The organism is Terriglobia bacterium (genome assembly GCA_020073205.1).
GTDB lineage: Bacteria > Acidobacteriota > Polarisedimenticolia > Polarisedimenticolales > JAIQFR01 > JAIQFR01.
Genome location: JAIQFR010000028.1, coordinates 1 through 23491 on the forward strand (window position 1 = coordinate 1; position 23491 = coordinate 23491).

Consider the following 23491-nt stretch of genomic DNA (forward strand, 5'->3'; position numbering starts at 1 on the left):
GGACGAGTGGGTGTGGCGTTATCTGAAGCAGGTCGAGCTCGCCAATTTCGCTCCTCTCAACCTCCACGAGCTCAAAGTGGCGTTGCGCGGTGCCGTCCAACGGATCCGGATGCGACCCCGACTGATGCGTTCCTTCTTGGAGGCCAGCGATCTTTCTTTTTGGCCGAGTAGTTAAACTATTTATGCGTCACTCAGTAAACGAGCGGGAGCTCGATGCCCGCGCTCTTGAACAGCGTTGCGAGCGACATCTTGTCCACCGCCTTCAGGAACGCCTCGTCGGCCGAGATGACTCCTCGCTTCACGAGGTCCAGGAGGGCGTCGACCATCAGCACCATCCCGTGCTTTCGGCCGGCCTGCATGATGCTCGGGATCTGGAACGTCTTCGCCTCCCGAATCAGGTTGGCGACGGCCGGCGTGCCGATGAGGACCTCCATCGCGGCGACCCGGCCCCCGCTCTTCCTGCGGAGGAGGATCTGCGAGATCACGCCCTTCAGCGATTCCGACAGCATCACCCGGATCTGGGACTGCCGGTCCGCGGGGAACTGGTCGATGATCCGGTCGACGGTGGACGGCGCGGTGGACGTGTGCAGCGTTCCGAACACGAGGTGGCCGGTCTCCGCGGTCTCGATGGCGATGGCGACGGTCTCGAGATCGCGCATCTCTCCGACGAGGACGATGTCCGGATCCTCGCGCAGCGCGGCGCGCAGCGCCGACTTGAAGCTCGACGTGTGGCTCCCCACCTCCCGCTGGTTGACGAGACACTTCCGGCTCGGGTGGACGAACTCGATCGGGTCCTCGATGGTGAGGATGTGGTCGGTCCGGTTCCGGTTGATGTGGTCGATCAGGGTCGCCAGGGTCGTGGACTTGCCGGAGCCGGTCGGCCCCGTCACGAGCACGAGGCCCTTGGAGAGGAAGCAGAGGTCGAGAATCGCCTTGGGAAGCCCGAGGTCCTCGGCCGAGGGGATCCGGCTCGGGATCACCCGGAACACGCCGCCGACTCCCTTGCGGTCCGCGAACACGTTGCAGCGGAAACGCGCGACCCCCGGAATCTCGTGGGCGAAGTCGGTGTCCGACGCGGATTCGAACTCCTTCTTGAAGCGCGGCGGCAGGAGCTGGAACAGGAGGCGCGCGGTCTCTTCCGGAGAGCACGCGGCCGTTCCGGGGATCCGCATCATCTCTCCGTGCAGCCGGACGGTCGGGTGCTCGTCGGCGGAGAGGTGGAGGTCGCTTCCTCCCACCTCGACCAGGTAGGTCAGGTGGGCCTCGATCGCCGGAGCTCCCGGCCGCAGCGCGGTCGGATCGAAGGGCTTGAGCCCGACGGATTCCGAGGCGGCGGGCGCCGCGGCGCTCGCCGTCGGCGCGGAGTCGGGCGCGGTCGCGGCCGGCGTCGCGCGTACGGCGAGCGTCCCGTCCGACACGGAGGACGAGAACGCGAACGACTTCCCGTCGGGCAGGCGGTACGCGAAGCGGGCGGGCTCGCCTGCGGAGATCCGCCGGGCGTCGTCGGGAGAGGACACCTCGGAGAGCAGGGCGATGATCTGACCGCGCGTCAGCGAAGCCGCCGACACCGCGCGCTCGCCGTCCGGGTACGCGAACACCGGCTGCGCACCCTCCGCGAGACGCAGCTCCCGCGCCCCCCGGTCCGCGAGCGCACGGAGCATCGTATCGAGCTGAGGCAAGAGTCCTCCCCGACCGTGCAGGCGTTCTCCCGCCCGGCCGCGAGGGCGAATATAGGTCTCGCTCCCGGGGCCAGCAAGCGAAGCGCGGTCGGTTGCGGCGACCCGGCGTGGAGGATACGATGCCACGCCACGGGTGAGTTCGCGGGAGATCGCGAAACCCGTGAATTCCGTCGAGGAGGAGCACCATGAGAGCGACCCGTTTTGCCGTGTACAGCCTCGCGCTGGCTCTCGCCGCCACGGCGAACCACGCCGCGCCGACCGCCGCCGCCCCCAAGGAGAAACTGATGAACCCGGCCGCATTGACCGAGAAGGCGCCGGACGCCTTCCGCGTGAAGTTCGAGACGAGCAAGGGAGATTTCGTGGTGGAGGTCACCCGAGCCTGGGCCCCGAACGGCGCAGACCGGTTCTACAACCTCGCCAAGAACGGCTACTACGACGGCGTGAGGTTCTTCCGCGTGCTGCGCGCGCCAAAACCCTTCATGGCGCAATTCGGAATCCACGGGGATCCCGCGGTCTCCGCCGTCTGGCGCGGCGCCACCATTCCCGACGACGCGGTGAAGGGAAGCAACACCCGGGGGGCGGTCACCTTCGCGACCGCCGGACCCAACACCCGCACCACCCAGATCTTCATCAACTACGGCGACAACTCCTTCCTCGATGGCAAGGGGTTCTCCCCCTTCGCCAAGGTCGTCGAGGGGATGGACATCGTCGAAAAGTTCTACTCCGATTACGGCGAGGGCGCCCCCAGGGGGGGCGGGCCCGACCAGGGGAGGCTCCAGAACGAAGGGAACGCCTACCTCGAAGCGAGCTTCCCGAAACTCGACTACATCAAGAAGGTGTCGGTGCAGAAGGGCGAGGCGAAGAAGGCGGCGGAGCAGAAACCCGCCGAGAAGAAGGTCGAGGCCAAGCCGTAGTGGTCCGCAGCAGGGGAGAGGCGCGGTGATGTCAGGCTTCCCGAAATGCGCCGCCTCGACCCTGTCGGCCCTTCTCCTGTCCGGCATCGCCGCCGTCGGCGCTGCCGGAGCGCGCCCGCCGAACGGGCCTCCTCCCTCCGCTCCCCCGGTGGTCACGGAAGAGACCCTCGCGCTCCCTCCCGGCCTCCCGGAGGGCTGGTACGCCTGGATCGAGACGAGCATGGGGGTGATCGTCGCCAGGCTCCTGCCCGAGCAGGCCCCGCAGTCCGTGGCCCACTTCGCGGCGCTCGCCGAGGGTCGACTCGCGTGGCCCGATCCCGTCACGGGGACACCGCGCAAGGACCCTTACTACGACGGGCTGAAGGTCACGCGGGCGGTCGCCGCGGAGCGCATCGAGATCGGAGGGAGCACCGTGGCGGGACGCAGCATGCCGCCGATCTTCGTTCCGCCGGAAGGGGAGGGGCCGGTGAACTTCACCGGGCCGGGACGGCTCGGAATGGTCCGCACCGTCTTGAACCGGATCAGCGGCGTCAAGTTCTTCGTCACGGCCGGAACGATCCCTTACCTCAACGGATCGCATCCGTGCTTCGGAATCGTCGTCTCGGGCCTCGACGTGGTGGAGCGGGCCAGCGCCGTCAAGACCTTCGGGAACGAGATGCCCATCGATCCCGTGATGGTGAAGCGGATCCGCGTCTGCAAGGTCGGCAACCCCGCCCCTCTCCCGGAGCCGATGCCGTACACACCGAAGGCGCAGAAGTACGGCCTGCGTCCGGAACCGCGCTAGGCGCGGGAGCCATCAGGCCGGCGGGAACTCCAGGACGAACCGCGATCCGCGCCCGAGCTCGGACTCGGCGCGAACCGCGCCTCCGTGAAGACGCATCAGGTGCCGGACGATGGCGAGGCCGAGACCGGTCCCGCCCATCTCTCTCGAGCGCGCCTTGTCCACCCGGTAGAACCGGTTGAAGATCTTCTCGAGGCTGTCCGCGGGGATGCCGACCCCGGTGTCCTCCACCGAGATCGTCGGTCTCCCGCCCTCGAGCCCTCCCGTCACGCGCACGACACCGCCGGGGCGGTTGAACTTGATCCCGTTGTCCACGAGATTCACCAGGATCTGCTCGAAGCGACGCCGGTCCGCGCGGAGGACGAACGGTGAACGAAAATCCACCTCGACCCGGATGCCGGCGGAGGCGTGGCGGTGGGAGACCTCGTCGGCCACGTCGCCAGCGACCTCGGCGACTTCCACGTCCTCCAGGAGGAGCTCGATCGCGCCGGTCTCGATCAGCGAGAGGTCCGTGAGGTCGTCGATCAGGGTCTCCATCCGGGCGGCGTGGCGGCGGGCGATCTCGAGGAACCGCGCCGCGTTCTCGCGGTCGGCGAGACCGCCGTCGAGGAGCGTCTCCACGAAGGCTCGGATCGAGGTCAGCGGCGTCCTCAGCTCGTGGGAGACGTCGGCGACGAAGTCCCTGCGCACCGCCTCGAGGGCGACCAGCCTCGAGATGTCGAAGAACAGCACCAGCGCTCCCCCGGGGCGCCCCGACGGCCGCGACGGCAGCGGGGTGACGTGGACCTCGAACGAGCGTCCGGAGTCGGCGGCGCGGACCACCATCTCCCGCACCTCGGCTCCGTCCCCCAGCGCGTGGTCGAGGTCGCGGATCACCGCCGGGTTCCGGATCGCCTCGGCGAGAAGGTGCCCCGCGGGATCGAACGGGACGCCGAAGATCTGGCGGAAGGCGTCGTTGGCCAGTTCGATCCGCCGGTCCGTTCCGACCAGGAGGAGGCCCTCCTTCATCCCCGCGATGACGGAGCGCAGGACCGCCCGTTCCGAGTCGAGCTCGGCGATCTTGTCCACCAGCGCCCGCTTCATCCGGTTGATCGAAGCGGCGAGATGCGCCAACTCGTCGGCGCCGTCGTAGGGGACCGCGGACCCGAGGTCGCCGGAGTCGGTCCGGTCGGCGGCCTCGCTCATACGCTCGATCGGCCTCGAGAGCCGGCGGACCACGACGTAGGCGATCGCGGTCAGCGCCAGGAGCGCCGCCAGCGTGACGCCGCGCATGAGCCAGGAGTAGTACGACTCGACCTCGCGGACCCTGGCGACCGGAAGCGCGATCCGGACGTACGCCACCGGGCCGTTCCCCTCCACCCGGCGCGCGGTGTACAGGTACTCGATGCCGGTGCTGTTCGACACGCGCGAGGCCTCACCGACCCTCCCACCCGCGGCGGCGACGATCTCCGGCCGGCGGAGGTGGTTCTCCATTGAGGTGAGATCCGCTTCGCTCTCGGCCGAGTCACCGAGCACGGTTCCGTCGTGGCCGATGAGGGTCACGCGGGCGCCCAGGCGTCTCCCGGCATCCGCGGCCAGGGTCTGGGGAGCCTCAGGGGGAACCAGGGCGGCGACCGAGGCGGCCAGAAGGTCGGTCTCCGCGCGGAGCCGCTCGGCGAAACGGTCACCCACCGCCGAGTGCAGGAGCTGGACCGATCCGAAGCCGACGACGGCCGACGTGACGAGGACGGTGGCGAGCAGCGCCACCAGGAGCTTGTGGCGGATCTTCACGAGGTCCCCCGCCAGCGGTAGCCGACCCCGACCACGGTCTCGATGCGCGCCTCGATCTCCGGGCCGAGCTTCTGCCGGAGCCGCCGCACGTGGACGTCCACGGTGCGGGTCTCCCCCGGATAGTCGTAGCCCCACACGCGCTCGAGGAGGCGCTCGCGCGTACGGACCCGCCCGCGGTGGCGGAGGAGGTCGGCCAGGAGATCGAATTCCCTCCGCGTCAGGACGACCTCCCGTCCCCCGACGACGGCGCGCCGCGCGTCGAGATCCACGGCGAGCGGCGGATCGGCGAGCGCCTCCGTCGCCCCTCCCGAGCCCTCCGCGCGCCTCAGGACCGCGCGCACCCTCGCCTGGACCTCGCGGAGTGAGAACGGCTTGGTGATGTAGTCGTCGGCGCCCTCGTCGAGCCCCCTCACCCGCTGGGACTCCTCCACCCGGGCGGTGATCATGACGATCGGGATCCGAGCGGTCGCGGGGGACGACCGGAGACGGCGGCAGACCTCGATGCCGTCGAGCCCCGGCAGGCTGAGGTCGAGCAGGACGAGATCCGGAAGTCGCGCGGCCGCGGCCTCGAGGCCCGCCTCGCCGTCACGAACCGACGTGATCTCGAAAGCGCCGTCCCTCTCGAGGTTGTAGCGCAGCGAGAGCGCGATGTCCTCGTCGTCCTCGATCAGGAGGATCCGCTTCATCACCCGTCACTCGTCCCGTCGGCTGAGCTGAGCCAGGGGTGCTTGATCACGCGCCCCTCGCACATGTAGACCACCTGCTCGCACACGTTGGTGGCCTGGTCCCCGATCCTCTCGAAGTACTTGGCGACGAAGGTCAGGCGGAGCGCCCGCGTGATCGCCCGAGGGTCCTCCACCATGAACGACAGCAGCTCCCGGAAGATCTGTTCCATTCTCCGGTCGAGGTCGTCGTCCAGCGCGATGACCGCCCGCGCCGTCGCGGCGTCGCGCCGCACGAACGCGTCCAGCGCCCCGTGGACCATCTCCTCCGCTCGGCGGGCCATGAGCGGGATGTCGACGAACGGCTTGAGCTGGGGCTCCTCGTTGAGCTCCAGCGCCCGCTCGCTGACGTTCACGGCCAGATCCCCGATCCGCTCGAGGTCCGTCGTGATCTTCATCGCGGTGGTGATGAACCGGAGGTCCCGCGCGAGCGGTTGCTTAAGCGCCAGGATCTCCATGGAGAGGCGGTCGATCTCGAGCTCCACGCGGTCCACCTCGGCGTCCTCGGCGACCACCTCCCTGGCGAGATTCGAATCGCGCTCGACGAGGGCGTCGACCGAGCGGCCGATGGCCTGCTCCACGAGGCCGCCGAGGAGCAGGATCTTCCCCGAGAGAAGATCGAGCTGCTCCGCCAGGCTGCGGGTCGGTCTCTCCATGGACCCCTTCTCCGCCACCTCCGCGGCGGGGCCGCCGCAGGAGAGTCTAGCGTCAAGCGCCGGCGGGCCAAAGCGCCGTTCCTCGGCGCTATCCGAACCGGCCGGTGATGTAATCCTCCGTCTGTTTCTTCGACGGGTTCAGGAACAGCCTGTCGGTCTCCCCGAACTCCACCAGGCGGCCCAGGTAGAGGAAGGCCGTGTAGTCGGAGACCCGCGACGCCTGCTGCATGTTGTGGGTCACGATCACCAGCGTGTAGTGGTCCCGGAGCTCCCGCATCAGCTCCTCGATCTTCGCGGTGGCGATCGGGTCGAGGGCGGAGCAGGGCTCGTCGAGCAGAACGACCTCCGGCTCCACGGCGATCGCTCGGGCGATGCAGAGTCGCTGCTGCTGGCCGCCCGACAGGCTCAGGGCGCTCTCCTCCAACCGGTCCTTCACCTCGTCCCAGAGGGCGGCGCTCTTGAGGCTCCGCTCCACGACCTCGTCCAGCTCGTGCCGCCGCCGGCCCCCGTGGATCCGGCAGCCGTACGCGACGTTCTCGTAGACGGACTTGGGGAAGGGGTTCGACTTCTGGAACACCATCCCGATCCGCTTCCTCAGGGTGGTCACGTCCACCTCGGGATCGTAGACGCTCTTCCCCTCGAAACGCACCTCTCCCTCGACCCGAACGTCGTCGACGAGGTCGTTCATCCGGTCGAAGCAGCGGAGGAGCGTGGACTTGCCGCATCCCGAGGGTCCGATGAACGCGGTGATCCTGCGCGCCGGGATCTCGAGGGAGACGTCGTGCAGCGCCCGGGAGTCGCCGTACCAGAGCGAAAGCGAGCGGACGTCGAGGATGGGATGGTCGAAGCGCAGGGCGGGGGCGTCCGCCGCCCCGACCTCCGATCCCCCGGCGTCCGCCGCGTCGGCACCGGCAGCGGCGTTCCGCACGAGCTCCATCGAACCTCCTTCGGACATTGGACTACGTCGAGGCGTCATGGAGGTTAACGTTGGGTTAACGGGAGGTAAACAGGCGCGCGGAGGGCGGCGGGAGCGGGCAAAAAAACGGGGACGCCGGAGGCGGCGTCCCCTGAGATCTCTTGAGTGTCCGGATCAGGGGTTTCAGCCCCTCAGCACTTCTTCATGGCTTTCTTCTTCGCGACCTTCTTCTTCGCCGTCTTCTTCGCGGCCTTCTTCTTCGTCGCCATGTTCGATCTCACCTCCTCTCCGCGGCCGCCGCCTGCGGCCGTTCGTCGATGCATCAACGTCGAATATAGGGACGTCGCGCCGGGTGTCAAGACGAAAGACGGAGTCGCGAAGCGCACGATGTCGCGCGGAGCGTCGCGTCACGGCTCGAGGAGGACCTTGAGAGCGTCGGGCTCGGCGGCGCGCGCGAACGCGGCGGCGGCTTCGCGCAGCGGGAAGCGCGCGGTGACGAGTCCCTCGGTCACCGAGGGGTCGAGCGCGAGATGCTCGAGCGCGGGCGCGAACGGGCCGCATCGCGAGCCGACGATCGAGATCTCGTCGACGACGACGGGCGCGAGGTCGAGCGTCGAATGGCCGTGGTAGGTGCTCTTGAGCACCACGGTGCCGCGGGGACGGACGATCGCGAGCGCCCGCTCGAGCCCCTCGCGCGTTCCGGTCGCCTCCACCGCCAGGTCGAACTCGCGCGGGATCTCGTCGCCTTCGTGGACGGCGACGAGGCCCATCCGCTCGACGCGCCGCAGCTTCGAGGCATGTCGCCCCACGACGAGCGGGGGCGATCCGGCGCGCGCGAGCACCGACGCGCAGAGCTGGCCGAGGCGACCGTCTCCCAGAACGACCGCCGCGGTCCCCGGCGCCGGTCGGACCTGCTCGAGAACCTCATACGCCGCGGCGAGGGGCTCCGCGAAGACGGCGGCATCGTCGGCCACGCCGGCGGGAACGGGATGGAGGTTCGCAAGGGGGAGCGCGAGCCGTTCGGCGAGCGCGCCGTCGCGCCCCGAGATCCCCAGGACCGTGCGGCGGGAGCAGTGACGGGGGAGCCCGCGAAGGCATCCGTCGCAGGCGTCGCACGCCGCGTTGATCTCTCCGACCACCCGGCGGCCGACCCAGCCCGGGGCGGGTGCGTGCTCGACGACCCCGACGAACTCGTGGCCCAGCACGCCGTCGAACGACAGGTACCCCCGTGCGATTTCCTGGTCGGTCCGGCAGATCCCGGCGAGCATCACGCGGACGACCGCTTCCGCGGGGCCCGGCGAGGGCTCGGGCCGCTCCACGACCCTGGGAGCGCCGTCCCGGAAAATGACCGCCCTCACCGTCCGGTCCCGAGGGCGGCGCGGCGGCGCGGCCGGCGCCGCTTCGAGGGGATCTCCAGACGGAACCCACGGATCTTCCGCTGAAGGGTCCTCACGCCGATGTCCAGAAGGGAGGCGCAGTGCGTGCGATTGCCGCCGGTGTGCTCCAGCGTCCTCCGGATCAGCTCGCGCTCCATGTCTTCGAGGGTCATCCCAACGGCGATCTCGGGGCGCTCGAACGCCGCGGTCTCCCGGCGGACCGAGGGGGGCAGGTCCTCGAGGCGGATCAGCTCTCCCGCGCTCGAGACCAGGACGCTCTCCAGGATGTTCTTCAGCTCGCGAACGTTCCCCGGCCAGTGATAGTCCTGAAGCGCGGCGAGCGCTTCCGGCACGATCGCCTTCCGGCGAACGGCGTTCGCCCGGGAGAGCTCATCGAGGAAGGTATCGACGAGGGCCGGGATGTCCTGGCGCCGCTCCCTGAGCGGCGGCACCTGGACCGTCAGCACCTTGAGTCGGTAGTAGAGGTCCCGGCGGAAATGCGAACGCTCCACCATATCCTCGAGGTCCGCGTTGGTCGCCGCGATCACCCGTACGTCGACGCGGATGCTCTGATCGCCGCCGACGCGCATGAACTCCTTCTCTTCGAGGACGCGGAGGAGCTTGGCCTGCGTCGCGTGGTCCATCTCGCCGATCTCGTCCAGGAACAGCGTTCCGCGATGGGCGATCTCGAACTTTCCCCGGGCGCGAGCGTGGGCGCCGGTGAACGAGCCCTTCTCGTGTCCGAACAGCTCGGACTCGATCAGGCTCTGCGGCATCGCGGCGCAGTTCAGGGCGATGAACGGGAAGTCGCGCCGCCTCGAGTTGAAGTGGACCGATCGAGCCACCAGCTCCTTGCCCACGCCGCTCTCGCCGTGGATCAGCACCGTCGCCCTGAGCGGCGCGATTCGGAGCACGCGATCCAGCACCGCCTGCATGGCGGGGGACCGGCTGACGAGGGTCTTGAGCCCCTGGTTCTTCGACAGCTCCCCCTGGAGCAGCGCGATCCGCGAATCGAGGTCGTGTCGCTCGAGGATGCGTCCGAGGCGCGTCCTGAGCTCGAAGGGATCCGGCGGCCGAACGAGGTAGTCCTCGGCGCCCTGCCGAAGCGCCTGGACCGCGGCCTGGAGCCTCGCGGGGTCGGCGAGCACCAGCACCGGAGTCCCCGGGCTCACCCGGCGGAAATTCCGCAGCAGCTCCGACGCGTCCACGCCTGCGATCTCGAGGTCGAGGAGCACGGCGTCGTGATGGCGCGCGTTGAACACGGGCAGCGCTTCCTCCCCTCGCTCCACGGGGGTGGGTTGATACCCCGATCGAGCGAGGATCGACGTCGCCCGCTCCCGGAGGTCGAGGTCCTCGACCACCACGAGAATCGCCTTGCTGCCAGGCGGGGTATCCAGCATGGGTTGATTATAATGAGGAAGGAGCCCATCCGGCCACAATGGCGGAGTTGCGACGATCTGGCCCGCCAGGGTGGCCGGTTTGGCGAAACCGGATGGAGGGCGACTTCGAGGCGTGAGAGGGCCCACGTCTTCGTCAGGCCCCGCTGGCGTTGACGCTCCCGACGATTCCGCGGCCTGGAGCCTCCGCGTGGGGGCCTGGTACGAGTTTTGATATACGTCATGTCATCCACGCTGGAATTGCGCGAAGGAGGGCGGCACCGGTGACGCGGAAAAGCGCTCGTCGCAAGAGTGAGGGCCAGGGGGGCGTCGTCAACTTCGTGTTCGGCGACCGGACGTACCAGATCGACCCCCAGCGGCGGAAGGTCTACCGGAGCTTCGTCGAGATCGAGACCTCCAAGGCCTTCGAGATCTACACGCTCTGGCGCTCGAGCGAAGCCCGGGCCTAGACCGGTCGCCCGCGCACGGACCTGACCCGCATCGCAACCGCTTCCCGTTTCGCGGTTCCTCGTGCTCCGACGAAGGGTGCGCGTTTCCTCTCCCCCCGTTAGACTCGTCGTCGAGATGATCCTCGCGAGCGGATGGATTCCGTTCCTGCTCTCGCTCGCCGCGGCGGCGCCGGCCGCTTCGGGGCCGCCGGCCCTCTCGTGGACGCCGGGCCCCGGCGGGATCGCCTGGAGGGTCGAGCTGGACGCGGAGGGCACCGGGACCGGAGGAAGCGCGCGCTCCCCGCTGGAGGCGCCGGTCTGGTTCGAGTCGCTGGCGGAGATTTCGGTACCTCTCCTCGAAGGCGGCACACTCCCGCTGGCCTCGGCGCGCGGCAAGGTCCTGCTGCTGGATTTCTGGGCGTCCTGGTGCGCGCCGTGCATTCAGGAGCTGCCGCGCCTTCAGGAGCTCTACGCCGTCGAAGGGCCTCGCGGCCTGGAGGCCATCGCGATCAACGCGGGAGAGCCGCGCCCCACGGCACGCCGGACGGTGGAAGCGCTCAAGCTCACGATGCCGATCGGGACCTTGAATCGCGGCGTCGACAAGGCGTTCCACGCGCGCGAGCTGCCGACGGTGGTGATCGCCGACCGGCGCGGCAGGGTCCGCGAGCGCTGGGAGGGCTGGCAACAGGGGATCGAGAAGACCATCGCCGATCGGGTGCGGGCGCTGCTCGCCGAGGATGCCGGCGGGGGGCCACGCCGCGCGATCGGAGAGGTGTTGTCGGGCGCCGGCGCGCTTGACGTGGCGTGGATGCGCGACCTCGGGGCCACGGTGACGGGAGCCGTGGTGGTGAAGGCTCCGGGCGAACGGCCGAAGATCGTGGTCGCCGCCGGCAACGAGCTGGCGACGATCGAGGCCGACGGGCGGATCTCCTCGCGTCTCCCGGCCCCCCCGGCCGCCGGTCGCCTGCTTGCCGCGGATCTGAACGGCAGCGGAAGAGCGGAGGTCCTCGGGTACCGACCGGGAGGGAAGGACATCGTGGCACTCGACCTCTCGGGCCACCCGGTTCGGACCGTCGCGGCGCCGGCGTACCTTCTGGACCTCGCGGCGATCGGCTCCGAGCCCCCGGATCGGCCTGAGGGAACCCTGGCCCTGGCGACGGTGGACGGTCTCTATCTCTCCGATCGCGAGGGAAAACGGATTCGCCGCGTCGAGGGGACCGGCGAGACCGTCGAGGTGCGCCGCACGGGAGACGGTGCGTCGGCCCTGTTCGTCGCATTGGCCTCGGACGGGACCGTGCGCTTCGTCGATCTCGCCGGCCGTGTCGTGCGGGCGGCCGCAGCGCCGCCGGGAGGCGCGAAGCTCGTGGTCGGAGCGGACGTGAGCACCGGCTTCGGCACCGCGCCGGCGGCGGTTGTCGCCGCGGTGATCGGGCGGTTCCGCTCGCCGCGCGAGCCGCTGTTCGCCGTCGCGACGGCGAGTTCCGCGCTGCTCCTCGATCCGTCGAGCGGGGAAGCGGTCTGGCGAGCCCGGTGGCCGGGAATCGTGGGTCTGTCCCCCGGGGATCTCGAGGGGGACGGCGGAGACGACCTCCTGGTGTCGGTGGGCCGGTCGGTCGCCCTCCTGCGCGCGCGGCGATGAGGAACGGCGCCTCCTGGGACGCCTTGAACCGCGAGATCGTCGCCTGCGCGCGATGTCCGCGCCTGAGGACCCATTGCCTCGAGGTGGCCCGCGTCCGTCGGCGCGCCTTTCGCGACCAGCTCTACTGGGGGCGCCCCGTTCCCGGTTTCGGCGACCCCGCCGCGCGAGCACTGATCGTGGGACTGGCGCCGGCGGCGCACGGCGCGAATCGCACCGGGCGGATGTTCACCGGCGACGCCTCGGGCGCCTGGCTTTACGGCGCGCTGCACCGCGCCGGCATCGCCAGCCGGGGCGATTCGACGTCGCGGGAGGACGGCCTCTTCCTCCGTGGCGCGTTCATCACCGCCGCGTGCCGCTGCGCCCCGCCTCGGAACCGGCCCTCTCCCGCGGAGCTCGCGGCGTGCGCGCCCTTTCTCGACCGCGAAGTCGTTCTCCTCGCCGAGGTCCGGGTCGTCCTCGCCCTCGGCCGGATCGCGTGGGACGCGGTGATCCGGCGGGCGCGACGCGCCGACCCCGCAGCCGTGCCGCGGCCCGCGCCGGCGTTCGGCCACGGGGCCGCGGCCCGCGTGACGCTCCGCGAAGGCGGGTCGCAGGTGCTCCTCCTGGGTTGCTACCACCCCAGCCGCCAGAACACGCAGACCGGCCGGTTGACGGTCGCGATGTTTGAGTCCATGATCCTGCGCACCGCGGAGGTCGCGGGGCTCGCGCGCGCCGCTCCTTAGCGGTCCCGCGGAGGGGCATCGGGCCGGAAATCGGGCTGAGGACCGGGGGGCAAGGGAGGGCGCATGACACCGGAGGCCTTCTTCGCATTCGCCAAGAAGCACAACGCGGAGATGGTGGACCTGAAGTTCACCGATCTGCTGGGTAGCTGGCAGCACTGCTCGTTCCCCCTCGACACGTGGGACGAGAAGACGTTCAAGGAAGGTCTGGGATTCGACGGCTCGTCCATCCGCGGCTGGCAAGGCATCCACATGTCGGACATGCTCGCGATCCCGGACCCGTCCACGTTCTGCCTGGACCCGTTCTTCAAGGAGCCCACCGTCAGCGTGATCGGGAACATCGTCGATCCGATCACGCTCGAGGACTACACCCGCGACCCGCGCCACGTGGCGAGGAAGGCCGAAGCGTACCTGAAGCAGACCGGGATCGCCGATGTCTGCTACATCGGTCCCGAGCCCGAGTTCTTCGTGTTCGACGAGGTCCGCTACGAGCAGAACCAGCACAAGGGATACTACGAGATCGACTCGGTGGAAGGGGCCTGGAACACCGCCCGGATCGAGGAGCCGAATCTCGGGTACAAGCCGAGCTTCAAGGGCGGTTACTTCCCCGTGAGCCCCACCGACACGTACCACGACCTCCGGGGGGAGATGGTCAACGCGATGCGCAAGATCGGCATCGTCGTGGAGGCCCACCACCACGAGGTGGCGACCGCCGGCCAGAGCGAGATCGACATGAGGTTCGAGCCGCTCCTCAAGATGGGCGACCAGTTCATGTGGTTCAAGTACATCATCAAGAACGTCGCGAAGCGGCACGGGAAGACCGTCACGTTCATGCCGAAGCCGATCTTCGAGGACAACGGCAGCGGCATGCACACCCACGCGTCGTTCTGGAAGGACGGGAAGCCCCTGTTCGCCGGCGACCGGTACGCTGGACTCAGCGAAATGGCGCTTCACGCCATTGGCGGGATCCTGAAGCACGCGCCGGCGATCCTCGCGTTCGCGGCGCCCACGACCAACTCCTACCGCCGGCTGGTGCCGGGCTTCGAGGCACCGGTGAACCTGGCGTACTCCGCGCGGAATCGCTCGGCCGCCGTCCGGATCCCGATGTACTCGAAGAGCCCCAAGGCGAAGCGGCTGGAGTTTCGCTGCCCGGACCCGAGCTGTAACGGCTACGTCGCCTGGTCCGCCGTCCTGATGGCGATGATCGACGGCATCGAGGCGCGGGTGGATCCGGGCAAGCCGCTCGACCGGGACATCTACGAGATGACCGTCGACGAGCTGAAGGAGACCCCCAAGACGCCGGGATCGCTCGAGGAGGCGCTGCGCGCGCTCGAGAGCGACCACGATTTCCTCCTGCGAGGCGACGTGTTCACCGGCGACCTCGTGCACACCTGGGTCGAGTACAAGCGCAGGAACGAGGTGGATCCGATCAAGCTCCGGCCCCACCCGTTCGAGTTCCACCTGTACTACGACAACTAGCTGGGGCGCGGCGGCGTCCGGAGGGTACGAGGCAGGACGTCAGACCGCGATGCAGGGGTCGATCAGTCCCGACTCGCCCTCGACCAGGTCGAAGGTTCCGACGACCTCGTTCGTGTCGGTCCTGACGATGCTCAGGACCATCGCCTTCCCGTCCACCTTCCCCTCGAAGCGCGCGGGAAACGTGCGGACGCTGGGCCCGGGACCGGCCTCCGAATACGTTCCCGAGACGACGAAGTGCCGATCGGCGTCCAGCACGATGGGATGATCGGCCGAACCGTGCGTGCAGGACCCGGACACCGTCGCGCCGCCGGGGGTCGCCGTCAACTGGAGACCGATGCCTCCCCAGGTGCCCAGGATCTCGACGGGAGGGTGGAACACGCTACCATCCCCGGAGCCGCATCGAGCGGACATCGCGAGCAGCACGATGACCGCGGCCAGGGTCAGCGTTTGCCGGCTCGAGCGCGTCTCCCGGCCCATGAGTTCCTCCCGCCCCCTTGGACGACAGTATACGCCCGCCGCTCCTTTCGGGAGGGGCGGCCGCGGCGTCCCACGACCCCGATGGTAAGATCGGCCGATGTCGTCGTCCGTCGTGATCACCACCTACAACGCTCCGCGCGAGCTGGATCTGGTGCTCGAAGGGGTCTCCCGCCAGTCCGCTCCGCCGACGGAGGTGCTGGTCGCCGACGACGGGTCGGCGGACGAGACGCGCGGGGTCGTCGCCGGCTGGGCGGGCCGGCTGGCGGTCCCGCTGCACCACGTCTGGCAGGACGACCTGGGCCGGCGGAAATGCCGGATCGTCAACGAGGCCGTGCGGCGCTCGACCGGCGACATCCTGGTCTTTCTCGACGGCGATTCGATACCGCACCGCCACTGGCTGGCCGACCACGGGCGGTCCGCCCGCCCGGGCCGCGTGCTCTGCGGCCGAAGGGTCCGCTTAGGGCCGGGGATCTCCGCGCGCATCAAGTCCGGCGCCCTACCGGTCGGGCGTCTCGAGCTCCCGTTCGGCGCGGTCGCGCGGAGCGCCCTCGTGGGGGAGACCCATCGCGCGTTGCTCGGGATCAGGCTCCCGGTCCCCCTGGCGCGCCTGTTCCATCCGCGCTCCCGCAAGCTCATGGGGGTGAACTTCAGCGTTTCGCGGGAGGCCTATGAGCGCGTCAACGGCTACGACGAGGCGTACGACAGCTACGGTTTCGAGGACTACGACCTCGAGATCCGTCTCCGGCGCGCGGGGTACGATCTCTACCCGCTCCTCAACCGCGCGGTGGTCTACCACCTCCACCACCCGATGAGCGCGTTCACGGACGACAGCAGGAAGCGCCTCCTTGCCCTGGCGGCATCGAGCCGGATCCGCTGCGAGCAAGGCCTCGCCCCGCATGAGGGTCAGGACGGACGGGACAGGGACGCGTCGCGCTCTCGTTGAGCCTCGGCGAGCTTCGCGTAGCGATAGAAGGTCCCCTCGAAGTTGCCCAGGGCGATCACGAACCCGGGCCAGCCGTCGAGGACCCCCAGCCGGATCACGTAGTGGCGGACGAACGCGCCGAGGCCGTGGACCAGGGCCTTTCCCATCCCGGGCCGCGTGCCCTTGAGGGAAAGCCTCTCCGCGCCCAGCGAGGAGTAGCGGTCCATCTTGCGGATGACCTCGGAGAGGTCCTTGAACGGCTCCTGCCAGATCGCGTTCTCGAGCCGTCCGAGCTCCCCCTGGACGACGTACCGCTCGTGGACCTTGTCCTCGACGAACCGCACCGCTCCCCTCCGGAACAGCTGCGGCTGCCGGTAATCGGGATACCAGCCCGAATGACGGATCCACCGCCCCATGAAGAGATTGCGGCGGGGGACCAGGTAGGCGTCGGCGGCGCCGGGGCGGGCGACGACCTCCCGGATCTCGTCGCGCACCTCGGCGGTGCACCGCTCGTCGGCGTCCAGGCTGAAGATCCACTCGAAGCGGGTCCCGGCGACGGCGTCGTTCCTCAGCTTGCCGAACCCCTCGAAAGGGATCTGCACCACCCGGGCGCCGAGGCGCTCCGCGATCTCGACCGTACGGTCCGTGCTGAACGAGTCCGCGACCAGGACCTCGTCGGCCCAGGCGACGCTGCGGATCGCCTCCTCGATCTTTCGCTCCTCGTTGAACGTCAGGATGAACGCCGATATCCGCGGCATCGAGGCCTCCCGGGACGCCGTCACGCGGCGTCCCCGATACCGAGCGCCCGGAGCACCGCGGGCAGGTCGGTCAGGTCGTCGAACAGCGCGTCCGGCCCCGCGGCCGCGAGCCGATCCTTCGTGACCCACCCGGAGTGGACCGCGATCGCGCGAAAACCGTTGGCGCGCGCGCACCGGACGTCGAGCTCGGTGTCGCCGACGACCGCAACGCGTGCCGGGGGGATCTCGCACCCGGCGAGGCGCGCCAGCCTGTTCCGTGCGACGCGGGCGATCTCCGCGCGGTCCTTGTGGTCCGAAGAGAACCCGCCCGATGCGAAGTAGCGGTTGAGGCCGAACGGCTCGAGCTTGGCCCGCGCCCCCGCCTCGATGTTGCCGGTGAGGAGCCCCGTCACGACGTGCGGACGAAGCCTGAGCGCCTCGAGCAGCTCGCGCGCGCCCGGCATGACCCGCCGCCGCGGATCGGGTCGCGAGAGCTCCTCGCGCAGCGCCCTCAGGTAGGTCGCGCGGAACGCCGGCTCGGCCGCAGCGAGTCGCGCGTCGGGCACCCCCGCCGCCCTGGCGATCTCCTCGACGATGACCGGGTCGGTCTTTCCCTCGAACCGGACCCGGCGCGACGGGACCTCGATGTCCGGAAGGTCGAGAACCTCCCGGAACGCGGTCTCGATCGCGCGCCGGCCCGCACCAGCGCAGTCCACCAGGGTCCCGTCGAGGTCGAAGAGCACCAGGGAGAAGTCCATGGGCCCGGATTCTATTACGCCTCGTCGGCAGCGTCCCCCGGACGGCCCTCTCGACGCCGCGGCCGGAGCGGTCTATGTTCTGGCTTCGAAGAGGAGGTCCGTGCAGGCCCGTCCGCGGCTCCACCAGGTCGCCAGGCGAGCGGAGGAGGTTCGCAGGCCGGGGGAAGTGTGGACCGGGATCCGCCGGATCCTGATCGCGCGCAACGGCCCCCTCGGCCCGCTGGTGCTGGCGCTGCCCGCGATCGCGGCGCTACGGAGCACGTATCCCTCCGCGTGGCTCGCCGTCCTGGTGCGCTCGGCCAACGCGCCGTTCGCGCGCCTCGTGAGCGGCGTCGACCAGGTAATCGAGGACAGCGGCGACCCGAACCTGCTTCCGCCGATGCTGAAGGCCTTCAGGGCCGATCTCTTCATCTCGATGTCGTCGGGCGGGCGGGTCTCCTGGGCGGCCGCGACGGCGAGGGTCCGGCATCGCGTGGGCCCCGGACGCCGCGTCTACTCCGCGCTGTTCGAGAGGCGGGTGGACGAGCGGACCGTCTTGAGCGACCGTCACGAGGTCGAGTCCGCGCTGTCCTACGCGCACCGCGCCGGCGCGGCGGGCGGACCGGCGCGCTTCCCGCTGGCGATCCCGGTCGCCGCCGGGGAGAGCGCCTCGGTCTGGCTCGAGGAGCACGGGATCGGACGGCGATTCGTCGTGCTGAGGCCGGAAAGCGTGACCGCGTCGTGTCCCCCCTGGCCGCCGGGGCACTTCGTCCGTCTCGCCACCCTGCTGGCGGCCGAGGGGATCGAGGTCGTCTTCTCGACCAGTCCGGGGGACGACCCGACGGCCAGGCTCCTCGACGCCGCGGAGCTTCCCGCCCGCCGGATGCCCCGCTTCACCGGCGACCTGGCGACGCTCTCCGCGCTCGTGCGGACGGCATCGCTCGTCGTCGGGAACGGCACGGGACCGCTGCACCTCGCGGCGGTCTCGGGGACTCCTACGATCTTCCTCCAGGCTCCCTGGCCTTCCTGCGGCCCCGCCCGATTCGGGCCCTACGCGGCCAACGGGTGGAGCCTCGTGCCGGAGCTGCCGGAGGCTGCGGAGTGGAACGCCCGGGAGCGCGCTGCGCGCGGGCGCGACTTGATGGCGTCGATCTCCCCCGCGGTCGCGCTCTCGTGCGCGCTCGCGATCCTGGACGGCCGCACGCCGTCGCTCTAGCCCGGTCAGATCTCGGGCATCCGGTGGTCGGCCCCGGCGTGGAACGAGGAGATCGCCTCCCACGCCTCGCCGGCGGTCTCCGCGTACGTGAAGAGGGCGGCCTCGCTCTCCGAGATCATCCCCTCTCGCACCAGCTCGTCGAAACGGATCACGCGGTCCCAGAATTCCCGGCCGAACAGCACCACCGGCACCGGCGGCACCTTCCCGGTCTGGATGAGCGTGAGCGTCTCGAACAACTCGTCGAAGGTGCCGTACCCTCCGGGGAAGGCCACGAGGGCCTTCGCGCGCATGAGGAAGTGCATCTTGCGGATCGCGAAATAGCGGAACTGGAAGCACAGGTCGGGGCTGACGTAAGGATTCGGGCGCTGCTCCTGCGGGAGGACGATGTTGAGGCCGACGCTCTCGGCCGCTGCGTCGTGCGCCCCCCGGTTCGCGGCCTCCATGATGCCGGGCCCGCCGCCGGTGACCACGACGAATTCACGGTGCGTGCCCACCTGGCCCGAGGAGGAAGCGATCCGGCCGAACTCGCGCGCCTCGTCGTAGAAACGGGAGCTCTCCACGATGCGCCGCGCGCGCTCGGCCCCCGCGCGCGCGGCGGCGTCGCCCGGCCTCGACCGCGCCAGGGCCTCGGCCGCCTCGAGGCGCCTCCGCGCCTCGGCGGGCTCGGGGATCCGGGCGCTCCCGAACACGACGATGGTGGACACGATCCCGTGCTCGCGCTGCACGAGGTCCGCCTTCAGCAGCTCCAGCTCGAGGCGCACCGAGCGGAGCTCGTCGCGATTCAGGAACTCCACGTCCTCGTACGCCTTCCGGTACGAGGGGGAGTCGAAGACGGGGTCACCGCTCCGCATGCCGGCGCTCCCGCCCTCGCTCGAGCCCGGTCAACCGCCGACCACGGGCGCCGGCAGGACCGTCACCGTCTCCGGGCCCGAGGTCACGGCCTCGAGGGGGTCGTCGTGGGGATTCGACAGCGAGACCGCGGCGAGCGCCGCCAGCTTCCCCTTCTCCAGCGTGCCGAGGTTGCTCTCGAGCCTGAGGGCCCGCGCTCCGTTGAGCGTCGCCATCCTCAGGACCGCGGCGGGGGAGAGGGTCGGATGCTCGCGACGCAGCCCCGCCATCTCGAAGAAGAGATCGAGGTCCGAGACGCTGGCGAGCGAATCGGTGCCGAGGGCGACCGGGATTCCCGCGGACAGCAGCTTGGGGACCGGCGTCTTCCCCACCCCGAGGCGCAGGTTGCTCCGCGGGCACGTGACGACCGTGACCCCGCGAGCCTGGAGCTTCGACATGTCCTGCTGCCCGAGGTGGATGCAGTGGATCGCCAGGGTGCGCCGACACAGCACACCGAGTCGGTCGAGGTACTCCACCGGGGAGTGGCCGGGAGCGTGCCAGCCCTCGTCCCATCCGCCGCGCGCCCGCAAGAGGCCGGGGAACGGCCCCGAGCCGTCCATGAGCATCGCGGCCTCGTCCGGGGTCTCGGCGAGGTGGATCGAGAGGATCTCCCCCGAGGCGGTCGCGCGGCCCGCCAGCGCCTTCAGGAGCGACGCGGAGACCGTGTGGGCTGAATGCGGTGAGAGGACCACGCCGACGCGCCCGCGCGCCGCCTTCACGTCGGGCTCGTTCTCGATGGAATCGAGTGACGAGGCCGCGCGGTCGAGCAGCCGCTCCGCGTCTTCCGTGCGGAACCCGGTCAGCTCCACGAACACCACGGCATGGAGCGGCGATCGCGCGAGGATCCCCGCCGTCCAGGGGACCCCGGCCGCGTCGCCGACCGCGACCGTTCCTCGCGCGGCCATCTCGGCGACCGCTTTCTCCGTGGCCTCCCGTCGAATCGGGTCGGGGGCCTGCTCCACCCGCTCCATCCGGTCGCGGAACCATGCCACGTACGATCCGCCCGGGGGTGGATCGTCCCGCATCCACGAGAGGTCCAGGTGGACGTGCGCGTTGACGAGTCCGGGGAGGAGCACCGCGTCGCCCAGATCGTGGACTTCGGCACCGTCCCCAACCGCTTTCAGGACTTCCGTCTTCCGTCCCACGGCGGCGATGCGGCCCTCGTGGACCGCAACGGCCCCGTCGGTCACCTGGGGAGACGCCACGGACAGCACATGCCTGGCGGTGTAGACGATCATGGTACGGCTCCGAATGCGTGCGTAGGCCCTGGGGAGACTCCCGGGGCCCGATTATAGGGGATAGCGGCCGGATCGTTACCGGGCCGCATGGTAATATTCCGGAGACGCCGCAGGAAGCCTCGACCCGGGTCCCGAGACCGGGGCAGAAGGCGGTCACATGGTCCGGTACCTCGGTTTCGCCGCACTGCCGGCGGTCCTCCTGGCCGCCCTCATCCCGGTCCGCGCCGACACGGCAGCCGACGCCTACGGCGCGATGGGGATCAAGGCGGCGGACGTGCTGTCGGGGAGCGTCGTCGCGGCCCGGGTCCTCCCCGGGGAGGCGAAGCAGGTGGTCGCCATGGTCACCTACTTCACCGGGAAGAAGGACGACGCCAGCGCCGTCGACGTCCGCCTCGAGGTGTTCCGAAAGGACGGCAACGCGCTGGTTGAGGTCTACTCCCGCGACTTCGGGAACGAGAACGGCGGATTCGTCGGACGAGGCGACCTCGAGCTCCTGGACCTCGACGGGGACGGCGTGAGCGAGATCGTCGTGTCGTACGACCAGCTGTCGAATCCCCTCGTTCAGCGCCGGTCGGGCGAGGTGATCGTCCACGAGCCCTCGGGGTTCCGCGTCGCCTGGACCGGGGATCTGGAGTACGACGCCACCCGGGCCGCCCGCGACGTGCCGCAGGACCGCCGTGACCGCTTCGTCCGGAAGCTCGATCCCGGCGCCACGATCCGCACCCACGGCATCACGCTGTTCATGACGAAGAAGGTGATCGCGGTGGCCGGCGAGCGGCTCCCCGAGCCGAAGGAGGTCAAGGAGACCTTTCCCCTCCGGCCGGCCCCGGCGCCCTGAGCCCTCCCGCCTCCACGAGCTCCCGCTACTCGTACCTCAGCGCGTCGATCGGATCGAGGCTCGACGCCTTCCTGGCGGGGTAGAACCCGAAGAAGATCCCGACCAGGGCGGAGAAGCCGAACGCGATCCCCACCGAGCTGAGGCCGACCTGCACGGGCCAACCCGCGAAGCGCGAGATCGCCTGCGAGCAGACGGCCCCCAGGAGCACGCCGATCGCGCCGCCCAGGACCGACAAGACGACCGCCTCGAGGAGGAACTGGGCGAGGACGTGGTGCCCCTTGGCGCCGATGGCCATGCGAAGGCCGATCTCCCGGGTCCTCTCGGTCACCGACACCAGCATGATGTTCATGATCCCGATCCCGCCCACGAGGAGCGAGACCGCCGCGACCGTGCCCAGGAGGATCGACAGCGTGCGGGTGTTCTCCGCCGCCATCGACGCGATCTCCTCCTGGGAGCGCATCATGAAGTTGTTGTCCTGGCCCGGCTGGAGCTTCTGCCGCTGGCGGAGCAGGGCCTCGATCTCTTTCTGCGCCTGCGCGACCTTGTCCACGGACACGGCCGACACGTAGATAACGTCGATCCGGTCCCGGTGTCCCGCGTGCCCCTGAAGGCGGTTCATCACGGTCGTGTAGGGCGTGGCGATCAGGTCATCCTGGTCCTGGCCCATGGTGTTCGAGCCCTTCTTCTCCAGTACGCCCAGGACCTTGAAGGGGACGTTCTTGATCCGGACGACCTGTCCGACGGCGTCGCCATCCGGGAACAGGTTGTCGGCCACGGTGTGCCCGAGGACGCAGACCTTCGCCGCGCCCTTGACGTCCGCTTCGCTGAACCAGGTCCCCTGCTCGAGGTTCCAGGCCCGGATGAACGGCCAGTCCAGGCCGACCCCCTGGATCTGCGTCGCCCAGTTCAGCTCACCGGCGACGATCTGGCCGGAGGTCCTCTCGCCGGGAGTCGCGTAGGCCACCGACGGGCACTCCGCCTTGATCGCCTCCGCGTCCGCGGGCGTCAGGCTCGACTGCCCGGTGAAGATGCGCGCCCCGGACTGGGTCACCGCGCCCGGCATGATCATGATGAAGTTGGTGCCCAGCGAGGTGATCGACGACTGGATCGAGGTGGAGGCCCCCGAAGCCACGGCGACCACGACGATCACGCACGCCACACCGATGATGATCCCGAGCATCGTGAGCGACGATCGCATCTTGTTCCGGAAGATCGCCTTGAGGCCGACCTTGAGGATGTTCCCGGTGCGCACGAGCGTGACCCTCATGGCCGCGCCTCCGCGTGCGCCGCACGTTGCGCACGCTGCGCCTTGACCTGCTCGATCGGTTCGTCCTTCACGATCTTGCCGTCCCTCATCTGGACGACCCGCTTCGCGTGCACGGCCACGTCCAGCTCGTGGGTGATCAGGAGGATCGTCTTCCCCTGTTCGTTCAGATCCTGGAAGATCGCCATGACCTCCTCGGAGGTCTTCGTGTCGAGGTTTCCCGTGGGCTCGTCGGCCAGGAGGATCGCGGGATCGGTGATCAGGGCCCGGGCCACCGCGACGCGCTGCTGCTGCCCGCCCGAGAGCTGCGAGGGATGGTGGTGCTCGCGCCCCACGAGCCCCACCTGGGTCAGCACCTTTTGAGCGCGCTCGAGCCGCTCCTCCGAGCCGAACGCGGCGCGGCCGTACAGAAGCGGGAGCTCCACGTTCTCGAGCGCGGTGGTCCGCGGCAGGAGATTGAAGCTCTGAAAGACGAATCCGATCTTCGCGTTCCGGATCTCCGCGCGCTCGTTCGCGTCGAGCCCCGAGACGTCCACGCCGTCGAGCCGGTAGGTGCCCGAGGTGGGCCGGTCGAGACAGCCGAGCAGGTTCATGAGGGTGGATTTCCCCGACCCCGACGGGCCCATGACGGCCACGAACTCTCCCGGCTCCACCGCCAGATCCACGCCGTCGAGGGCTCGCACTTCGACCTCGCCCAT

23 protein-coding genes are annotated in these 23491 nt (G+C 69.8%); 9 read left to right on the forward strand and 14 right to left on the reverse strand.

Features of this window, described 5'->3' with window-relative positions:
- Positions 1–191 precede the first annotated feature (191 nt).
- Positions 192–1661, reverse strand: a complete 1470-nt coding sequence (locus LAO51_07900; protein MBZ5638666.1) for a type IV pilus twitching motility protein PilT — start codon at positions 1659–1661, stop codon at positions 192–194.
- Between the two features lie 302 nt (positions 1662–1963).
- On the opposite strand from LAO51_07900, the gene LAO51_07905 reads away from it, so the two are divergent.
- Positions 1964–2593: a peptidylprolyl isomerase gene (locus LAO51_07905; GenBank protein ID MBZ5638667.1), complete on the forward strand. Its 630-nt coding sequence runs from the start codon at positions 1964–1966 to the stop codon at positions 2591–2593.
- A 25-nt stretch (positions 2594–2618) separates the two neighbouring features.
- Positions 2619–3377 carry a peptidylprolyl isomerase gene (locus LAO51_07910; protein MBZ5638668.1) on the forward strand — a complete coding sequence of 253 codons (759 nt, stop codon included), beginning with the start codon at positions 2619–2621 and terminating at the stop codon, positions 3375–3377.
- A 12-nt stretch (positions 3378–3389) separates the two neighbouring features.
- Here LAO51_07910 and LAO51_07915 read toward each other — a convergent pair whose 3' ends face one another.
- The 6 genes from LAO51_07915 to LAO51_07940 form a co-directional block, all read right to left on the reverse strand.
- The gene (locus tag LAO51_07915) at positions 3390–5144 is read right to left on the reverse strand and encodes a HAMP domain-containing protein (protein ID MBZ5638669.1); all 1755 of its coding nucleotides are present in this window, start codon (positions 5142–5144) and stop codon (positions 3390–3392) included.
- Positions 5141–5830 carry a response regulator transcription factor gene (locus LAO51_07920; GenBank protein MBZ5638670.1) on the reverse strand — a complete coding sequence of 230 codons (690 nt, stop codon included), beginning with the start codon at positions 5828–5830 and terminating at the stop codon, positions 5141–5143. Before LAO51_07920 ends, LAO51_07915 begins: the two co-directional genes overlap by 4 nt.
- Complete coding sequence (gene phoU / locus LAO51_07925) at positions 5830–6522, reverse strand: phosphate signaling complex protein PhoU (protein ID MBZ5638671.1); 693 nt, start codon at positions 6520–6522, stop codon at positions 5830–5832. Before phoU ends, LAO51_07920 begins: the two co-directional genes overlap by 1 nt.
- Positions 6523–6610: 88 nt before the next feature.
- Positions 6611–7459, reverse strand: coding sequence for a phosphate ABC transporter ATP-binding protein PstB (pstB, locus tag LAO51_07930; GenBank protein ID MBZ5638672.1), 849 nt, complete (start codon positions 7457–7459; stop codon positions 6611–6613).
- A gap of 386 nt (positions 7460–7845) precedes the next feature.
- Entirely contained in the window at positions 7846–8796 is a 951-nt protein-coding gene (locus tag LAO51_07935; GenBank protein ID MBZ5638673.1) for an alcohol dehydrogenase catalytic domain-containing protein, read from the reverse strand.
- Positions 8793–10214, reverse strand: a complete 1422-nt coding sequence (locus tag LAO51_07940) for a sigma-54 dependent transcriptional regulator (GenBank protein ID MBZ5638674.1) — start codon at positions 10212–10214, stop codon at positions 8793–8795. The genes LAO51_07935 and LAO51_07940 overlap by 4 nt, the downstream gene beginning before the upstream one ends.
- 260 nt (positions 10215–10474) lie before the next feature.
- Between LAO51_07940 and LAO51_07945 the strand changes: the two genes are divergently transcribed.
- The 4 genes from LAO51_07945 to glnA all read left to right on the forward strand — a co-directional run bounded on the left by LAO51_07945 (position 10475) and on the right by glnA (position 14476).
- Positions 10475–10660 carry a hypothetical protein gene (locus LAO51_07945; protein MBZ5638675.1) on the forward strand — a complete coding sequence of 62 codons (186 nt, stop codon included), beginning with the start codon at positions 10475–10477 and terminating at the stop codon, positions 10658–10660.
- Between the two features lie 61 nt (positions 10661–10721).
- Complete coding sequence (locus LAO51_07950) at positions 10722–12278, forward strand: TlpA family protein disulfide reductase (protein MBZ5638676.1); 1557 nt, start codon at positions 10722–10724, stop codon at positions 12276–12278.
- Positions 12275–13000: a uracil-DNA glycosylase gene (locus LAO51_07955; protein ID MBZ5638677.1), complete on the forward strand. Its 726-nt coding sequence runs from the start codon at positions 12275–12277 to the stop codon at positions 12998–13000. The genes LAO51_07950 and LAO51_07955 overlap by 4 nt, the downstream gene beginning before the upstream one ends.
- Before the next feature lie 63 nt (positions 13001–13063).
- On the forward strand, positions 13064–14476 hold the full coding sequence (glnA, locus tag LAO51_07960) for a type I glutamate--ammonia ligase (protein ID MBZ5638678.1): 1413 nt from the start codon (positions 13064–13066) through the stop codon (positions 14474–14476).
- A gap of 39 nt (positions 14477–14515) precedes the next feature.
- Here glnA and LAO51_07965 read toward each other — a convergent pair whose 3' ends face one another.
- Positions 14516–14953: a hypothetical protein gene (locus LAO51_07965; protein ID MBZ5638679.1), complete on the reverse strand. Its 438-nt coding sequence runs from the start codon at positions 14951–14953 to the stop codon at positions 14516–14518.
- Positions 14954–15050: 97 nt separating this feature from the next.
- Here LAO51_07965 and LAO51_07970 point away from each other — a divergent pair, with 97 nt between their 5' ends.
- Positions 15051–15896: a glycosyltransferase gene (locus LAO51_07970; protein MBZ5638680.1), complete on the forward strand. Its 846-nt coding sequence runs from the start codon at positions 15051–15053 to the stop codon at positions 15894–15896.
- Here LAO51_07970 and LAO51_07975 read toward each other — a convergent pair.
- Both LAO51_07975 and LAO51_07980 read right to left on the reverse strand, forming a co-directional pair.
- A complete protein-coding gene (locus tag LAO51_07975; GenBank protein MBZ5638681.1) occupies positions 15857–16633 on the reverse strand; it encodes a glycosyltransferase family 2 protein in 777 nt (258 codons plus the stop codon). The two genes, LAO51_07970 and LAO51_07975, sit on opposite strands and share 40 nt — an antisense overlap.
- Positions 16634–16653: 20 nt before the next feature.
- Positions 16654–17370 (reverse strand): HAD family hydrolase, encoded by a 717-nt coding sequence (locus LAO51_07980; protein ID MBZ5638682.1) that lies wholly within the window; start codon positions 17368–17370, stop codon positions 16654–16656.
- Positions 17371–17470: 100 nt separating this feature from the next.
- On the opposite strand from LAO51_07980, the gene LAO51_07985 reads away from it, so the two are divergent.
- A complete protein-coding gene (locus LAO51_07985; GenBank protein ID MBZ5638683.1) occupies positions 17471–18565 on the forward strand; it encodes a glycosyltransferase family 9 protein in 1095 nt (364 codons plus the stop codon).
- A gap of 5 nt (positions 18566–18570) precedes the next feature.
- Here the strand turns inward: LAO51_07985 and LAO51_07990 are convergent, their stop codons facing one another.
- Together LAO51_07990 and LAO51_07995 are read right to left on the reverse strand one after the other, a co-directional pair.
- The gene (locus LAO51_07990; GenBank protein ID MBZ5638684.1) at positions 18571–19416 is read right to left on the reverse strand and encodes a TIGR00730 family Rossman fold protein; all 846 of its coding nucleotides are present in this window, start codon (positions 19414–19416) and stop codon (positions 18571–18573) included.
- A gap of 30 nt (positions 19417–19446) precedes the next feature.
- On the reverse strand, positions 19447–20691 hold the full coding sequence (locus LAO51_07995) for an amidohydrolase family protein (protein MBZ5638685.1): 1245 nt from the start codon (positions 20689–20691) through the stop codon (positions 19447–19449).
- 157 nt (positions 20692–20848) lie between these two features.
- Between LAO51_07995 and LAO51_08000 the strand changes: the two genes are divergently transcribed.
- On the forward strand, positions 20849–21529 hold the full coding sequence (locus LAO51_08000; protein MBZ5638686.1) for a hypothetical protein: 681 nt from the start codon (positions 20849–20851) through the stop codon (positions 21527–21529).
- 25 nt (positions 21530–21554) lie between these two features.
- Here LAO51_08000 and LAO51_08005 read toward each other — a convergent pair whose 3' ends face one another.
- Positions 21555–22796: an ABC transporter permease gene (locus tag LAO51_08005; protein MBZ5638687.1), complete on the reverse strand. Its 1242-nt coding sequence runs from the start codon at positions 22794–22796 to the stop codon at positions 21555–21557.
- The gene (locus LAO51_08010; GenBank protein MBZ5638688.1) at positions 22793–23491 is read right to left on the reverse strand and encodes an ABC transporter ATP-binding protein; all 699 of its coding nucleotides are present in this window, start codon (positions 23489–23491) and stop codon (positions 22793–22795) included. The genes LAO51_08005 and LAO51_08010 overlap by 4 nt, the downstream gene beginning before the upstream one ends.